The sequence below is a fragment of the Chromobacterium sp. Panama genome (assembly GCF_003052555.1).
Lineage (GTDB): Bacteria > Pseudomonadota > Gammaproteobacteria > Burkholderiales > Chromobacteriaceae > Chromobacterium.
Genome location: NZ_QARX01000001.1, coordinates 2,458,682 through 2,474,637, shown reverse-complemented (window position 1 = coordinate 2,474,637; position 15,956 = coordinate 2,458,682). Strand labels below are relative to the sequence as shown.

Annotated in this window: 15 protein-coding genes and 1 CRISPR repeat array (1 of these 16 cut by a window edge); of the genes, 11 read left to right on the top strand and 4 right to left on the bottom strand. The window is 62.7% G+C overall.

Features of this window, described 5'->3' with window-relative positions; genetic code table 11:
* Window positions 1-37: 37 nt before the first annotated feature.
* Together DB032_RS24140 and DB032_RS11060 are read right to left on the bottom strand one after the other, a co-directional pair.
* Entirely contained in the window at window positions 38-583 is a 546-nt protein-coding gene (locus tag DB032_RS24140) for a hypothetical protein (RefSeq protein ID WP_107799536.1), read from the bottom strand.
* 269 nt (window positions 584-852) lie between these two features.
* Window positions 853-2,502: a methyl-accepting chemotaxis protein gene (locus DB032_RS11060; RefSeq protein ID WP_158274290.1), complete on the bottom strand. Its 1,650-nt coding sequence runs from the start codon at window positions 2,500-2,502 to the stop codon at window positions 853-855.
* Window positions 2,503-3,185: 683 nt separating this feature from the next.
* Here DB032_RS11060 and DB032_RS11055 point away from each other — a divergent pair.
* The 4 genes from DB032_RS11055 (at window position 3,186) to DB032_RS11040 (ending at window position 8,573) form a co-directional block, all read left to right on the top strand.
* Window positions 3,186-3,650, top strand: a complete 465-nt coding sequence (locus DB032_RS11055; RefSeq protein WP_158274289.1) for an antitoxin Xre/MbcA/ParS toxin-binding domain-containing protein — start codon at window positions 3,186-3,188, stop codon at window positions 3,648-3,650.
* Window positions 3,647-4,087 carry an RES family NAD+ phosphorylase gene (locus DB032_RS11050; protein WP_107799533.1) on the top strand — a complete coding sequence of 147 codons (441 nt, stop codon included), beginning with the start codon at window positions 3,647-3,649 and terminating at the stop codon, window positions 4,085-4,087. The genes DB032_RS11055 and DB032_RS11050 overlap by 4 nt, the downstream gene beginning before the upstream one ends.
* A 635-nt stretch (window positions 4,088-4,722) precedes the next feature.
* Window positions 4,723-5,631, top strand: a complete 909-nt coding sequence (locus DB032_RS11045) for a hypothetical protein (RefSeq protein ID WP_199225876.1) — start codon at window positions 4,723-4,725, stop codon at window positions 5,629-5,631.
* Between the two features lie 266 nt (window positions 5,632-5,897).
* On the top strand, window positions 5,898-8,573 hold the full coding sequence (locus DB032_RS11040) for a CRISPR-associated helicase/endonuclease Cas3 (protein ID WP_107799532.1): 2,676 nt from the start codon (window positions 5,898-5,900) through the stop codon (window positions 8,571-8,573).
* Window positions 8,574-8,682: 109 nt separating this feature from the next.
* On the opposite strand, the gene DB032_RS11035 is transcribed toward DB032_RS11040, so the two are convergent.
* Together DB032_RS11035 and DB032_RS11030 are read right to left on the bottom strand one after the other, a co-directional pair.
* Window positions 8,683-8,955 (bottom strand): type II toxin-antitoxin system RelE/ParE family toxin, encoded by a 273-nt coding sequence (locus DB032_RS11035; protein ID WP_107799531.1) that lies wholly within the window; start codon window positions 8,953-8,955, stop codon window positions 8,683-8,685.
* Window positions 8,952-9,236 carry a CopG family ribbon-helix-helix protein gene (locus DB032_RS11030; RefSeq protein WP_107799530.1) on the bottom strand — a complete coding sequence of 95 codons (285 nt, stop codon included), beginning with the start codon at window positions 9,234-9,236 and terminating at the stop codon, window positions 8,952-8,954. The genes DB032_RS11035 and DB032_RS11030 overlap by 4 nt, the downstream gene beginning before the upstream one ends.
* Before the next feature lie 221 nt (window positions 9,237-9,457).
* Here DB032_RS11030 and casA point away from each other — a divergent pair, with 221 nt between their 5' ends.
* Genes casA through cas2e form a run of 7 tightly spaced genes read left to right on the top strand, consistent with a single transcriptional unit; the run spans window position 9,458 to window position 15,179 of the window.
* Window positions 9,458-11,008, top strand: a complete 1,551-nt coding sequence (gene casA / locus DB032_RS11025; RefSeq protein ID WP_107799529.1) for a type I-E CRISPR-associated protein Cse1/CasA — start codon at window positions 9,458-9,460, stop codon at window positions 11,006-11,008.
* Window positions 11,001-11,534: a type I-E CRISPR-associated protein Cse2/CasB gene (casB, locus tag DB032_RS11020; RefSeq protein ID WP_107799528.1), complete on the top strand. Its 534-nt coding sequence runs from the start codon at window positions 11,001-11,003 to the stop codon at window positions 11,532-11,534. Before casA ends, casB begins: the two co-directional genes overlap by 8 nt.
* 25 nt (window positions 11,535-11,559) lie before the next feature.
* Window positions 11,560-12,696, top strand: coding sequence for a type I-E CRISPR-associated protein Cas7/Cse4/CasC (gene cas7e, locus DB032_RS11015; protein ID WP_107799527.1), 1,137 nt, complete (start codon window positions 11,560-11,562; stop codon window positions 12,694-12,696).
* Window position 12,697: 1 nt separating this feature from the next.
* Complete coding sequence (gene cas5e, locus DB032_RS11010) at window positions 12,698-13,360, top strand: type I-E CRISPR-associated protein Cas5/CasD (protein WP_107799526.1); 663 nt, start codon at window positions 12,698-12,700, stop codon at window positions 13,358-13,360.
* Window positions 13,335-13,934: a type I-E CRISPR-associated protein Cas6/Cse3/CasE gene (cas6e, locus tag DB032_RS11005; RefSeq protein ID WP_107799525.1), complete on the top strand. Its 600-nt coding sequence runs from the start codon at window positions 13,335-13,337 to the stop codon at window positions 13,932-13,934. Before cas5e ends, cas6e begins: the two co-directional genes overlap by 26 nt.
* A gap of 11 nt (window positions 13,935-13,945) precedes the next feature.
* Window positions 13,946-14,863 carry a type I-E CRISPR-associated endonuclease Cas1e gene (gene cas1e, locus DB032_RS11000; protein WP_107799524.1) on the top strand — a complete coding sequence of 306 codons (918 nt, stop codon included), beginning with the start codon at window positions 13,946-13,948 and terminating at the stop codon, window positions 14,861-14,863.
* A complete protein-coding gene (gene cas2e / locus DB032_RS10995; protein ID WP_107799523.1) occupies window positions 14,844-15,179 on the top strand; it encodes a type I-E CRISPR-associated endoribonuclease Cas2e in 336 nt (111 codons plus the stop codon). Before cas1e ends, cas2e begins: the two co-directional genes overlap by 20 nt.
* 69 nt (window positions 15,180-15,248) lie before the next feature.
* A CRISPR array of direct repeats spans window positions 15,249-15,956; the repeat unit is 29 nt; unit sequence GTGTTCCCCACGGGTGTGGGGATGAACCG; it runs 53 nt beyond the window's last position.

Genomic DNA, 15,956 nt, shown 5'->3' with positions numbered 1-15,956 from the left:
CCATTCGCACAAAACCGCCGGGAAACCGGCGGTTTTTTTATTGTCCGGCCAGCGCGCGGAAACCGTAATGCAGCAGCGCGTAAGCGCCAAACAGGATACAGGCCAGCGCACCGTAAGCCAGGGCGGAGCGGCCGGCGTGGCTCAAGTCCGTGCTGCTGGGCAGGCAGCCGTCCCAGCACTGCGCCGCCAGAAAGCCCAGTCCGGCCGCGGCCGGGCTCAGCCACGGCCAGCGCGCCGCCAGCGCCAGCAGGCCCCAACCCAGCGGCAGCAACAGCAAGGGCGCAATGCCGATGGGCAGCGCGTTCCACCACGTCAGCCGGTTGAAGCCCACCTGACCCAGCGTCAGCTGCCGGCCGTTGCGGCGCGGCCACACGCTGAAGCGGCTGGGCCGCGCCCGCAGCAGCCAGCCCACCAGGAAGTGGCAGAGCTCGTGCAGCACCGTGCCCGGCAACGACAGCGCCACATAGGGCCAGAACCAGGCGCGGCGGCGCAACTGACGGCTGAGCAACAGGAACAGCGCCGGCCACAGCAGCACGGCGGGAGAGGGGGCGAACGGCGCGTACAGCGGCTCGAGGACGGACATGGGAAGAAGAGGGCGGGCGAAAACCTGGATTGTGGCATGAGAACCTGTTTACGATCTGCTGCGCTTCGGCGATACAGCGTTGAAAACGCCCTCAAAATGCTCATGTACCACTTGTACATTCCGCTTTTTCGCTCGTTTTCGCCTTGTCTCGCTCTTGCTCGCGAGATTGTAAACACGTTCTGCGGGCGCGCCCGGACCAAGCCGGACGCGCCCTCAAGCTTGAGAGGCTGGATGTTTAGAAGGCGTTCAAGGGCTGGAGCTTCTTGTTTTTAATCCGCGCGGAAGCGGTTGATCGCCGCATCCAAGCCATGCGCCAGGCCGGACAACTGCTGCGCCATGGCGGAGGATTCCTCCACCGACAAGCCGTTTTCCGTGCCCATATTGGCGATGCGCTCCACGTTCTTGGCGGCGTCGTTGCTGGCCGTGCTCTGCTCGCGCATCGCCTCGGCGATCTCGCTGGTTTTCTCCAGCAGACGGGTGGACAGCACGCGGATCTGCGCCAGGCGCTCGGACAGCGTGCCGCTCAGCGCCACGCCGGTTTCCACTCGTTCGGTGGCTTCGCGCATGCTGGCCACCGCCGTGGTGGTGTCGCCTTGCACCGCCTTGATTTTTTCGGAGATTTCGCCGGTGGCTTGCGCGGTGCGTTCCGCCAGCTTGCGCACCTCGTCCGCCACCACGGCGAAGCCGCGGCCGGTTTCGCCGGCGCGCGCCGCCTCGATGGCCGCGTTCAAGGCCAGCAGATTGGTCTGCTCGGCGATGTCGTGGATCACGTCCACGATGTTGCCGATCTCATCGGAACGCTGGTTCAGGCCGATGATGATGGTCTCGGAGCGGCTGATTACGCTGGCGATCTCGGACATCTGCTGCGCGGCCTGGCCGGCCACCTCGCTGCCGCTCACCGCCTCGTTCATGCTGCTCTTGGCCTCGCCGGCCATTTCCACCGCGTGCTCGGCCACCAGATTGATGCTGACCGTCATCTCCTCCACCGCGGCGGCGGTGGACGAGGAGGCGTCGGTCTGCACCTGGGACGCCTCGGCAATGCGCTTGGACACGCCGGACAGCGCGTGGGCGGTGTCGTTCACCTGCTTGGCGTCCTCGCGGGTCTGCTGCAGGAAGGCGCGCAGATTGCCCAGCAGTTGCGCCAGCGCGCGGCCGGTTTCGCTGACCTCGTCGCGGCCGGTTTGATCCACCGTCACCGTCAGGTCGTTCTTCTCCGCCGCGTGGCGCATGGTCTGCTGCATGGCCTGCAAGGGACGGGTGATGGAACGGACGATGGCGAAGGCCAGCGCGACGCCCACCACCAGGGCCAGGCCCAGAATGGTCAGCATCATATTGCGGGTGTTCTTCATGCTGACCGCCAGCGCGTCCTCCGCGGACTGCGCGGACTCGTCCGCCAGCTTGCTCAGGCTGTTGAGCGCGTCGCGCGCCTCGTAGAGCTTGGGCTTGAACGGGGTGATGCCGGCGTCGCCGACATTGGCCCGGCTGATCTCGCCGCTGGCGATCTTCTGATACAGCCCGTTCATGCCCTGCTCGTAGCCGGAGATGCCGGTCAGCATGCTGTCGAAGGTTTTCTGGTGATCCGCGGCCATGGCCATGGACTTGGCGGTGGCCGCCTGGTTCTTGAACTCGGCGATGTGCTTGTCCAGCAACTGCTTATTGGTCTGGATGCTCTGATCCGAGTTGTCCGGATTGCCGATGCTGATGAAGATGTTCTTCTCATCCTGGCGGATGTGCAGCATATTGCTTTGCATGGCGTTCATCTGGTAGCGGAACGCGATTTTCTGGTCAAACAGCGAGGTCAGCTCGCCATCCATCTGGTTCAGCGACCACCAGCCGGAACCGCCCACCAGAGCCACTGCAAACAGCAGGCTGCCCGCCAGCGCGGCGATGCGCTGCCCGATCGTGAATTGACTTAACATAATGCCCCCCATAGGCGCTGATATTCATCTTTTTTCATAGCAAACGCCTAGGAATTGGCGATTGCATCAATGTGTGAAGACGCAGCGCTTCGTGCCGGCACGGACTCCAGCTTGGGCCGGGACTCTGGAACATCGGGAACGGGCCCACAGGCCGGAATGACGGAGTGTTTCAATGCCAGCGCCCCTCCTCGTGCGGAGGCGGAAGCGGTGCGACGTTCATTGAATAGGCGCAATCATAATTCACGCCGCGCCGATAGTCCTAATGGTTATTTTTGCATCGCAAAGCGGGAACATAGGGTGTATGTCCGGGCAAGCGGGGCAAGGCGGGGTGCCAAGGCCGGGCATGGGGCCGATATGAGGTTTTTTCATGCTCCGCGCAATGTAAAAGACATAAAATCCGCATTGCCGCTTTCAAACGTCAAGATCGGGTCGGCCTAATCCAAGCGTCCGGCGTGCAGCTTCTGTTGCGTTTAGACCCGCTAACAAAACCCCTGATCCTGCGTTGCGCCTCCTTGCCGTACTACTTGTACTGCCTGCGTCGGCGCGCCTTGGCTCAGGTTCTCTGCGAGGTTTTGTTAGCGGCTCTTAGAGTCAGAAGAGGGAAGCCGGCCAAGCCGCGCCCTTGTTTTGTTTTGGCAAAATGCCGATAATAAATGAGCAAATTGCCAAATCAAGGAGGGGCCATGAAAGCGCTGCAAGTATTCGTGCCGGAGACGCCGGTCCCGCCCATGGTGGAACACAGCCTGTTGCAGGAACTGAGCGTGTTGGTGGGGCAGGAAATGCTCAACGATTTCGACGTGGCCAAAGTGGTGGAGCTGGGCGTGGACACCGGCATGCTGGAACGCCTGGTGGACGCCGGCCTCAGCCGCGGCGAACTGGAGTTCGTCATCCCGCCGCGCACCCTGTCCCATCGCATCAAGAAGGGCCAGACGCTGAACACCGAGGAATCCGAACGCGGCGTGCGCGTGGCCAAGCTGCTGCTGCTGGCGGAAGACCTGTTCGGCGACAAGGACGCCGCCGCCCAATGGCTGCGCAAGCCGCTGCACCGCTTTGAGGGCAAATCGCCGCTGGACATGGCCCATACCGAGCCCGGCGCGCGGCTGGTGGAACAACTGATCGCCCAAGCCAACGAAGGCTACGCGGCGTGATTGCCTGGCGCATCAGCCGCTACGCAGACCTCAAGGGCCTGGGCGGGCTGCGCTGGCCCGGCCGCTGGCATCCCGCCGGCCAGCCCATCGTTTACCTGGCGGACCACCCGGCCAGCGCCATGCTGGAAGCGCTGGTGCACCTGGAAGTGGCCGTCCTGCCCGCCACCTTCACCCTGCTGCAAGTGGAACTGCCGGACCGGCTGGTGCAGACGCTGGACCAGGCCAGCCTGCCGGCTGACTGGACCCTGCAACCCGCGCTCACCCAGGGCCTGGGCCATCACTGGCTGCAACGTCAGGCCTCCGCCGCGCTGCAAGTGCCCAGCGCGGTGGCCCCCAACGCCCACAACTACCTGCTCAACCCCCTCCATCCGGACGCCGGCGCCTGCCGGATACTCAACGTGCGGGACGTGCCTTGGGATGCGCGCCTGAAGTCTTGATGAAGACCCCGCCGTGCCTACCTTCCGCTTGTCCAACGGTCTGTGCCTTGTCTTGCTGTTTTTAAACTTTTCGATGTAAACAATTGTAAACAAATTCTTGGCCTAAATCCGCCTTGCCGCGCTTTTGCGCGCAGGACAGCGCGAGTAGAGTCGGAGAGCGTGTTTACGATCTCGCAAGCCAGAACGTGGCAAGGCGAAAGCGGCTGAGAAGACGGAATGTACAAGGGGTACATGAGCATTCTGAAGTTGTTTTCAACGCCGTATCGCCGACGCGCAGCAGATCGTAAACCGATTCTTAGAGCCTGTTCAAAGTCTCGCGAGCAAGGGCGAGACAAGGCGAAAACGAGCGAAAAAGCGGAATGTACAGGTGGTACATGAGCATTTTGAGCTTGTACTCACCGTGCAACGCTTCACGAAGCGCAGCAGACTTTGAACAGGTTCTGAGAAAACTAGCCAAGGGCTCACGTAGGCCCAAGGCCGTCGGGGCAATTCAACCCACTTACAGAGCGGCTGACAAACCCCTGATACCGCGTTGCGCCGACTTGCCGTACTCAAGTAATGCCTGCGCGGCGCGCCTGGTCTCAGACGTGAAACTGAGCTTGTTAGCCGCTCTTATTGAAGATGCGAGGAATGCAATGAGAGTTTGGAAATGGGCCGGCAAGACGGCCGCGGCGGCGCTGCTGTTCAGTATCGCCACGGCCACATGGGCGGACGCTGTCCGCAAGGATATTCTTCCCGCGGATACCGATGGCGGGATTGTGGCGAACAGCGGGCCGCACATCGTTTTTTCAACGGAGAGGGCCGGACGCGGGCCGCTGCTGGTCTTCCTGCCTGGAACCGGCGGCGAAACCACGCGCACCGTGGTGGGCGAACAGGCTTTCATCGACACCGCCCTGGCTCAGGGCTACCGCTTCATCATCCTGTCCTACATCGACACGCCGGCCGTTTCCCAGGTTTGCACCCGGCCGGTGCTGGCGACCAATCCGGACTGCGCGGCACAAATGCGCCAGAAGCGCGCCTTTGGGGAAAACGCCACTCCGCTGATCCAGGACAAACCCAAAGACGCCATTGTCCATAGACTGACCGCTCTGCTGCGCTACCTGGCCAAGACCGATCCTCAAGGCCGTTGGGAGCAGTACCTGGACAAGCAAGCCGCGGACTGGAGCAAGATCGTGCTGTCCGGACAATCCCAAGGCGGCGGCATGGCCGCCTATATCGCCAAGCGCGTGGCGGTCAGAGGCGTGATCGACTTTTCCGGCGGCTGGGACATGCGCGCCAACAATCGCATCGCCTCCTGGTACGCCTCTCCCGGCGCCACGCCGCCGGACAGATTGTTCGGCACCTATCACGTGCAAGAGCGCTTTGCCGATCTCATCCGCACTTCCTATAACGCGATGCGCATCCCGGCCGACCACCAGTTTGCGCTGAATAAACCGATACGCCGCCCCAACGCCGACAACCCCGGACATGGAGAAGGCGCCAGCAATCCGGTGTACCGGGAGCTGTGGCAGGAGATGTTGGAGCAGCTTAAGCGAGGGGAATGAGGGGCAGGGGCTGCTTGGGTGGCCGCGTCTTGCCTCCATGCCTAAATTGCCTGTCTATGCGAACGCCAGCGTTAGAACCGGCCTGATCGACTCGCGTCCGGCTTGCCTTGCGCAATGTCAAACGCGTTCCTTCGCTTATCGGTGTTGCTTTTGGCATAATTGAGCACTCATCAAGGCGGCTATCCGTTTCCGCTTTGTCTTGAGTTCCAAGGCGGCCCTGAAGCGCTGCCGTTGTTTAGGTACGAGCGGCAGCAAGGGTTGAGTGCATGGAAACATCATTGAGTGTGGCGGTGCGCAGCTTATGGGCCAAAAGTGGCGAAGAGGGTGGGCATGGCCTGTTGTGTCACATGTTGGATGTGGCTGCCGTGGCCTCCGTGCTGTTGGAGTGGTGTCTGGCTGCGCCAGAGACGGCTCCGGACTGGTTTGGCCTGCCGTCAGAGTCCCTGAATGGGTGGCTGGCCGCCTTGGTGGGTTTGCATGATCTCGGCAAAGCCACTCCGGGGTTTCAGGCCAAGTGGGAAGCCGGGCGCTTACAAGTTGAGCGCGCCGGCTTGCCATTCTCATCGGTGGTGGCGCTGGCGCAAGACCGGCATGACTTGGCCAGTGTGGCCTTGCTGCCGGGCTTGTTGCAGGCCGAGGGCGTACCGAGATTATGGTCGCAGGATGCGGCACAGGCTGTCAGCGCCCACCACGGTTTCAACTTTACCTCCTTGGGCGCTGGTGCTCCGCTGCGTGAACCGGCCATTTGGAAGCAGACAAGGCAGAGTCTATTCCAGGCCTATTGGCACACCCTGGCGCCGTCTGATGTTCCGCCGGATCATCCATTGCCGCTGCTTGCAGTGGAGTGGCTGGCCGGTCTGACTAGCGTATGCGACTGGATCGGCTCTAATGCGGACTGGTTTCCGCCTGGAGAGCGGGGCGATACGCCATCCGCCCACTATCACGCCGCCAGACGTCTGGCGGAATCGGCGCTGTCTTCCCCTGACAAACTGGGCTGGCCATCCAGCCGGCCCTTATTGCACCAACAGGCCTGTTCTTGTGACGCGATATTGGCGCGGCTGCTGAGCGTGGAGGCCTCTGCACAGGCGAGGCCGCTGCAACTAACCGGCGACGCCTTGTTGGTTCAGGGAAGCGGCCCGGCGCTAATGTTGGTGGAAGCGCCGATGGGAGAAGGCAAGACCGAACTGGCCTTTATTGCGGCTTTGCGTTTGCAGGCGCGCCAACATCACCGTGGCTTCTATCTGGCGCTGCCTACCCAAGCCACCGGCAATGCCATGTTCGAGCGGACCTTGGCCTTTCTGCGCGCATTCGCCTCCGGGGAGCGGCAGGATATCCAGCTATTGCATGGCGGGGCCGCCATGAATCAGACCGTTGCGCATTTGCGCGAGATCTGGGACCAGCATGGTAATGACGCGGTGGGCTCCTCCGGCTGGTTTGCCCAACGTCGACGCGGCTTGTTGTCTCCCTATGGCGTGGGCACTGTGGACCAGGCCTTGTTTTCTGTATTGAACGTCAAACATCACTTTGTCCGGCTATGGGGGCTGGCCAATAAGGTGGTGGTTTTGGACGAGGTGCATGCCTACGACACCTATACCGGTCGCTTGATTGAAACCTTGCTGGCTTGGCTGAAAGCCTTGGGTTGCTCGGTCATCTTGATGAGCGCCACTTTGCCGGATACACGGCGCGCGCGTTTATTGCAGGCCTGGGGCGTGGATGAGCGCGAGCTGCCGTCGCCGGCCTATCCGCGGATATTGCTGGTGGATGACGCCGGAGCGCGTGGCGCCACCTTTAGCGCGCGTGAACAGCAGCCTATCGCCGTGACCGGCCTCCCGGAGGGCTTGGACCACATCGCCGCCGCCGCGCGGCTTGCCTTGGAGCAGGGCGGGTGTGGCGTGGTCATCGTGAATACCGTGGACCGGGCACAGCAGCTGTACCAGCTATTGCGGCCATATTGTCCGTCAGATGGCATGCTGTTGCTGTTTCATGCCCGCTTCCCCGCCGAGCAGCGTCGGCAGCTGGAGCAGCAAGTGTTGTCCACTTTCGGCTCCTCTCCCGCCATGGGCTCGCGTCCCAAGCGTGCTTTGCTGATTGCGACGCAAGTGGCGGAGCAAAGCCTGGACATTGATTTCGATTTCATGATTTCCGATCTCTGTCCCGTCGACCTTCTATTGCAACGCGCCGGCCGCTTGCACTGGCATCAACGCAAACAACGCCCGGCGACGCACGTGCAACCACGATTGCAAGTGGCCGGCTTGCTAGCCGATGTGGTGCCTGAACTGGAACAGACCGGCTGGGGACGGGTGTATGGCGATTACCTCTGCCTGGTGACCTGGGCCGTGCTGCAAAACGAGCCAGTCTGGCGGCTGCCGCAGGACATCGACCGCCTGGTGCAGGCGGTGTACGCGCCCTGGCCGGATTTGGATCATTTGCCGGAGGCCTTGCGCGAACGGCTTGAAATGGTGGAACGCACCCGTCATGGTGCCAAGGCCAATTTTCAGGCACAGCTGGCGCAGCAGATTGCGCTGGATCTACAGAGTGAGGCCGCCATCGCTTACATCGGCAAGCCGCATGGCGCTGATGAAGACGATACCTTGGCCTTGCGCAACCGCACCCGGCTGGGGGATGACAGCCTGACCGTGATTCCGGTCTGGGTCTATGCCGATGGGCGCTGGCGGCCTGAGCCGGATGGCGCATCGTTCGATCCGCAGCAAGCCGTGTCGGATGCGCTTGCCCAAAGACTGTTTGAACGGCACATCAAATTGTCGCGCCGACAGCTGGTCCTGCATTTACTGGAGCAACCTGAGTATCCGGCTTTGAGCGAGCATCCCTTGCTCAGTCATTGCCATGTATTGCCGTTGACGAAGGACGGTGATTACCAGATGGGGGAGGTGCGCGTATCGCTGGACCCGCGCTTGGGGCTTGTTTATGGGAAACAGAAATAAGGGAGGAGGCATGGCTGCCGCACTTCCATGTCATGATTTTGCCATGAGCAGAGATTTGTCTAGCGTAGCGGCAAAATAAACGTCAACAGACCCTAAATAAATCTAATATTCATGGCCATTGTCGGGCTACATGCAAAATTCGGAGTACCCGAAGTTGATCTATTGTCACATCATAAACGCAGATATAGTGGCGATGAAGCACCCACTCCCGTGTGCCGGCAACACACCCTGCACGGCCCAACTCTGGGTGCTGAAGCAGCCGAAGAATTTGCTGCTCAAAATGCTTATCAAGATCAAGAGCGGCTACTGGATTGTCGGTTGCAATATAGTCAAAAATAGCCTCGCGATCTGACACCGCCTCAAGCGTCCACACCAATTTCATCGTTCAGCCATTCTTCGGCGCAACGCTGCTCTTTTAGCTGCAAAACGCGCGTCTACCTCATCACCTTCTACCAGCTCTCCGGAGTTCGCCTGGTCCAAACCCTGCTGAACCTGATGACGGAACCACTGCTCATATTCAGCAACCTCCTTATTTTCCCGTACGACATCACGCATAAAGTCACGGAGCAACTGAGCCCCAGTGCGGTCTCGAAGCTTGGCTATTTTGGCAAATTCTTGTTTTAGTGACTCATCGACACGAAAAGTAAAAGTCGTTTCGCTCATGGCGTTCCTTATTTGTGTTACAAGGCACTTAAAAAGTAATGAAATCATACATATAGCTAGGGTGCAAAACAAGTTGCCTTTAAGTGTTACTGGCATTGTCGTTCTCAATTGGTGAGAGAAACGAAGATGGCGTACAGCTCAGGCAGGGAAGCCATCTAGTGGCCGGTCCTTCCCGCCATCTGTTAGATTGATGTCCATGGCATTCGCGAAGGGGGGTGTTTATGAATAAAACCATCAACCTACTGGACGCCGCTTGGCTCCCGGTCCGTTACCTGGATGGGCGCGTGGCCGAGATCGGCCTGGTGCAGCTATTCGCCGATGCCGACCGCATCGCCGCCCTGGCCGACACCGCGCCGCCCAGCCTGCTGGCCGAGTACCGTCTGCTGCTGGCCATCCTCAACCGTGCGCTGCGGCGCGGCTTTGGGCGCTGGGATAGTGCAGATCTGGCGCGCGGCTACCGCGAAGGCCTGCCGGTGGCCGCCATTCACGACTACCTGGAGCATTGGCGCGGCGTCTTCAATCTGTTTGATCCGCAACGCCCCTTCATGCAGGTGGCGGCCCTGGCCCAAGACGAAGCCACTCGCGACAAGGCCAAGCCCTGGTCGCAGATTTCCCTGGCCAGCAGCATAGGCAACAGCCCGGTGCTCTTTGATCATTCTATTGATAGTCAACCCTCCGCCATTCCCGCTGCCGAAGCGCTACGCCATTTGCTGGGCTTTTTGCAGTTCACCCCAGGTGGCTTGGTGAAAACCCTGCGCGATTCCGACAAGGCCGGGCCGCTGGCCAATACCGCCGCCAGTCTGCCCGTAGGGCAAACCCTGGCGCAAACCCTGTTGTTGGCCCTGCACCCGTCGGGGCCGGACGATGACCTGCCTGCCTGGGAAAAACCCCAGCCCACCATAGCCCAATTACGCGCCGAACCCACGCTGGCCAGCGGCCACAACGACCGCTACACCCGGCTGAGCCGTGCCGTGTTGCTGCTGCCCGAGCCTGATGGCGTCACTGTGCGGCAGCTGCGTTTTGCCGCTGGGTTGGCGCTGGCCGACAACGAACAAGCGCCGGACGCCATGGCCAGCTATCGCATGGGCGTCAACAATATGGTGCGCCTGAGCTTTGGCGAGGGCCGGGCGTTTTGGCGCGATTTGGGCGCCTTGCTGCCGCCGAACCCCGCCGACGACAAAGCGCATTCGCTGGCGGCGGCCACCTTGGGCTGGGCCCGGCATTTGCAGCACAGACTGGGGCAGACCGAGCCGCTGAGCGTGATGATCTTGGGTCTGTCCAGCAATCAGGCCAAGCTGGAGCGCTGGCGCGCCGAGCGTTTTGAACTGCCGCAACGCGTGCTGGAGCAAGCGGAGGGCGCGGAAGAAGTCCGCGGCAAGCTGCGCGAAGCCGAAGAACTGTACAGCAAGCTGCGCCTGGTCATGGCCGGCATGTTGGCCGCCGTCATGCCAGACCCGGGCCACAAGGACACGCGAGGCCGGGCGCGGGCGCAACTGGACGCCGGCCCGGCGCCGGCGGCCTACTTCAGCGCGCTGGAAAGCCGCTGGCCGCAGTTGTTGGAGCGGATAGGCGCGGAAGCGTTGGAACACGCCGACGCCTATTGGCGGGACGCGCTGCGCCGTGCGGCCAAGCTGGCCTGGGACGCCGCTTGCCGCCAATTGGGCGGCAACGCCGCCGCGCTGAAAGCGCTGGCGCTGGCCGAGCCCGGCTACCTGGCTTTGATCCGTCCCTTGACCCAAGCATCCACGCAAGAGGAGAACAATCATGTCTGAACTGGCGCAGGACTTCGTCAAACACCTGCAAACCCTGGCGGAGCGCAACCGCGGCGCACTGGCCGAGCTGCGCCGCAGCGCCGGTTTCGCGCCGGGCGCCTACCCGCCGGCCTACCCCCATGTCGAGCGCTTTGTGCCAACGGACAGCCATGCCGAGGATAGCTTCCGCCGCGCGCTCTACCTGACCGCCGCGCTGTTTGCCCAACTGCCCAAGCAACAAACCGGCCGCAGCTTTGCCCAGGCCTTTGGCGCGCTGTGGCGGCAGCGGGACAGCGCCAGCCTGGAGCAGCGCTTCGTCACGCTGCTGGATGCCGAACCGGAAACACTGCCCAACTATCTGAGGCAAGCCTTCTCGCTATTGGCGGCTGAGCAGCAAGGCTTGGACTACGCCGCGCTGCTGCAAGATCTGGCCCGCTGGCTATCGTCCTGGCAGCCGCAGCGCTACGACGGCGTCAGCGGCCGCGACCTGGTACGCCGTAACTGGGCGCGAGACTTTTATCGCCAATCCGCCCTCCTGAACGACTGAACCCCAGCCCCGTATGGAGAGAGCCATGAGTCTGTTTATCGAATTTCATCTGATTCAGAACTTCGCGCCGTCCAATCTTAACCGCGACGATACCGGCGCGCCCAAGGACGCCGTTTTCGGCGGCTACCGCCGCGCGCGCGTCAGCAGTCAGTGCTTCAAACGCGCGGTACGCCGGCAAGCGGATTTTCCCGCCGCCAATCAAGGCGTGCGCACCAAAAAACTGCTGGAACTGCTGCGTGAGCAACTCCAGCAGCGTTTCGGCCTGGCCGGGGAAGAACTGGACGGCCGCATTGAAAGCGCATTGGCCGCCGCCGGGCTCAAACTCAAGGAAGACGGCAAGACCGAATACCTGCTCTTTTTGGGCCAACAGGAGATAGACGGCTTCGCCAACCTGATTCACGCCCACTGGGATGAGCTGGCCCCGTCGGCCAATGGCGAGAAAAAGAGCAAGAAAGACGTCAAGGCCAATGTGCCGCCGGAACTGGCCAAACAGGCCAAGGCCATCATGAACGGCGGCAAGGCGCTGGACGTGGCCTTGTTCGGCCGCATGCTGGCGGACCTGCCGGAAGTCAACCAGGATGCCGCCTGCCAGGTGGCGCACGCCATCAGCACCCATCAAGTGGTGCGTGACTTCGACTACTTCACCGCCGTGGACGACAAAGGCAGTGCCGATGAAACCGGCGCCGGCATGATAGGCCAGGTGGAATTCAACTCCGCCACCTTCTACCGCTACGCCGCGCTGGACCCGGCCAAGCTGGCGGGCAATCTGCAAGGCGACCGTGAGCTGGCGCTCGCCGGCGTGCGCGCGCTGGTGCAAGCCATGGCCCGCGCCATTCCCAGCGGCAAGCAAAACACCTTTGCCGCCCACAACCCGCCCAGCTTCATCGGCATCGCCGTCCGCCATGCCAGCCCGCTCAACCTGGCCAATGCTTTTGAAAAACCTGTTTACGCCCGCAACGGCGAAGCACTCACCGGCCAATCCGTGGCGGCGCTCGCGGGTTACGATGACAAGCTGGCCGGTCCCTATGGCGACGCGCGCGACGCCTGGGCCTATATCGACCTGACCGACGCCTGGCCGCAGGCCAAAGGCGAGCGGCAAACCAGCCTGGCGGCGCTGGCGGATTGGGCCGCCCAACAGGCCGGCGCCGCATGGGAGCGGTGATATGGCCACCCTGCTGCTCAGGCTGGCCGGCCCCATGCAAGCCTGGGGCACCACCAGCCGCTTCGACGAACGCGACAGCGGTCTGGAACCCTCCAAGTCCGGCGTTATCGGCTTGATCTGCGCTGCGCTGGGGCGCGACCGCGCGCAAGCGGTGGACGATCTGGCCGCGCTGCGCATGGGGGTCCGGGTGGATAGAGAAGGCCTGCTGATGCGCGACTACCAAACCGCCACCGGCGTATTGCTCGCTTCAGGCAAGGCCGATCTCAAGCGCACCGTGATCAGCCCCCGCTACTACCTGGCCGACGCGGTGTTTCTGGTGGGGCTGGAAGGCAACGCCGGCCTGCTGCGCCATATCCAGCAAGCCTTGCGTCAGCCGCATTGGCCGCTGGCCTTAGGCCGCAAATCCATGCCGCCGTCGCAGCCGGTTTGGCTGGAAGAGGGCGTGCAGGAGCATGAGCTGGAAGATTGCCTGCGCCATCGTTGGCCGCGCTTGGCTCCGCCCCAGCGCGAGCAAGCCGGTCAGCCGCTGCGCCTGATGTTGGAACATCCGTCGGAAGGCGCGGTGAGGCTGGACCAACCCGTGGCGCCGTTTGCCGAACGCCGCTTCGGCCCCCGCTTTGTCAAATCGGAGGTGGCGGATGTACCTGACACAACTGACGCTTGACCCCGGCCACCCCGCCGCGCGGCGGGATCTGGCCAATGCCTACGACATGCACCGCAGCCTATGCCGCGCCTTCGTCGCCGCGGCCGACGATATCCCGCCGCGCTTTCTGTGGCGGCTGGAACGCTGCGACGCAGAAGCCGGCGTAGCCGTATTGCTGCTGCAATCGCCGGAGCCTGGCCATTGGCAGGCACTGGCGCAAGTGCGAGCCGTACAATGCAAGCCGCTGCCGCTGGAGCAACTGATCGAGACGGATCGCCGCTATCGTTTCCGCCTGCTGGCCAATCCCACCGTCACCCGTGGCGGCAAACGCTATGGTCTGCTGCGGGAAGAAGAGCAACTGGCCTGGCTGACGCGGCAGTTGCAGCAGGCCGGCGCCGTGCCGCAGCGGGTGGAGCGCAGTCTCAGCCAGCAGTGGCGGCTGCGCAAGCCGGGCGGCGTCATCACCCTGCAAGCGGCGCGTTTCGACGGCGTGCTGGCGGTGGACAACGCCCAACGGCTGCGCGCGGCGGTGGCCGCCGGCCTGGGGCACGCCAAGGCCATGGGCCTGGGCCTGCTGTCCCTGGCTCCGGCTTAAGGACGGCGGCGATGGCGCAATGGCTGCCGCCGCTCAAGCCGCTCCCCATCAAGGAGCGGCTGTCGGTGCTGTTTGTCGAACGCTGTCAGTTGGACGTGCTGGACGGCGCCTTTGTCGCCGTGGACGCGGGCGGCGTGCGCACCCACATCCCGGTGGGCGGCGTGGCCTGCCTGATGCTGGAACCCGGCGTCCGCGCCTCCCACGCCGCCTGCAAGCTGGCAGCCCAAGTGGGCACGCTGCTGGTGTGGGTGGGCGAGGCCGGCGTCCGGCTCTATTCCGCCGGCCAGCCCGGCGGCGCGCGGGCCGATCGCCTGCTCTATCAGGCCCGGCTGGCGCTGGACGACGACGCCCGGCTCAAAGTGGTGCGGGAAATGTACCGCCGCCGGTTTGGAGAGGAACCGCCGCAACGGCGCAGCGTGGAGCAATTGCGCGGCATTGAAGGCGCGCGGGTGCGCGCCCTATACCAGCAACTGGCCCAGCACTATGGCGTGAAATGGCGGGCGCGCAATTACGACCGCGAAGACTGGGACCAGGCCGATGTCCCCAACCGCTGCCTGTCGGCCGCCACCGCCTGCCTGTATGGCGTGGCCGAAGCGGCGGTGCTGGCCGCCGGCTACGCTCCCGCCATCGGCTTCATCCACAGCGGCAAGCCGCTGTCCTTCGTATACGATGTGGCCGACATCTACAAATTTGAAACCGTGGCGCCGGTGGCGTTTGCGGTGGCGGCCAAGCCGTCGGCAAATGTGGAGCGGGAAGTGAGGCAGCGCTGCCGCGACATGTTCCGCAAAACCAGGCTGTTGGAACGCATCATCCCGGACATTGAAACGCTGCTGGCCGCCGGTGGTCTGGACGCGCCGCAGCAGCAGGGCGTGGTGGAAGCCGCTTTCCCTGAGGAGGAAGGGTTGGGAGATGCTGGTCATCGTACTTGAAAACGCTCCCCCCAGACTGCGCGGCCGGCTGGCCATCTGGCTGCTGGAAATCCGTGCCGGCGTTTATGTGGGCGCTTACAATCGCAAGATTCGCGACTACTTGTGGCAGCAAGTGGAAACCGGGCTGGAAGATGGCAATGCCGTCATGGCCTGGCAAACCGCTACTGAAGCCGGCTTCGATTTTGTCACCCTGGGCGTCAACCGCCGCATGCCGGTGGCTTTCGACGGCGCACAGCTGGTTTCTTTTCTACCTCTGCCAACCGATGACGCCGTCGAGGCATCGGCCTCATTTCCCGCACCGCGAGAACCCGGCTAGCAAGCGATAAAAGTTGGTGGCTTTTTGGGTGTCATTTTTCGTATTTAAAATCAATCTCTTGTAAATGGTGTGTTCCCCACGGGTGTGGGGATGAACCGCGCGAGCAACGCCGGCACGACGAGATTATCTGGTGTTCCCCACGGGTGTGGGGATGAACCGCCGAGTTCTGGCAGCGCGTTCAGACGGGCAAGGTGTTCCCCACGGGTGTGGGGATGAACCGACCTTTGGCGCAGCCCGCGCGGAGATGATCGCGTGTTCCCCACGGGTGTGGGGATGAACCGACCAGTAAGGCGGCACAAAACGGGCCGTGGGTGTGTTCCCCACGGGTGTGGGGATGAACCGCGATTTCGACTATCACAGCATCGCCCGTAACGGTGTTCCCCACGGGTGTGGGGATGAACCGGCGCTAGGCTTGACGATGGTAAGCGTCTTTTTGTGTTCCCCACGGGTGTGGGGATGAACCGCATTCCGCCTATCTCGTGGCGATGTTGCAATTGTGTTCCCCACGGGTGTGGGGATGAACCGGATGTCCGCAATGGTGTAGCGCGCAACAGGTGGTGTTCCCCACGGGTGTGGGGATGAACCGTAAGAAGCCAGCCAGGAGCTAAATTCCTAGCAGTGTTCCCCACGGGTGTGGGGATGAACCGGGCACTATGATGTTTGATCGCTCCGGGCCGCTGTGTTCCCCACGGGTGTGGGGATGAACCGCCGACGCAGGTAGAGATGCCGACTCGCTGCAGGTATTCCCCACGGTTGTGGGGATGAACCGGTGACTTA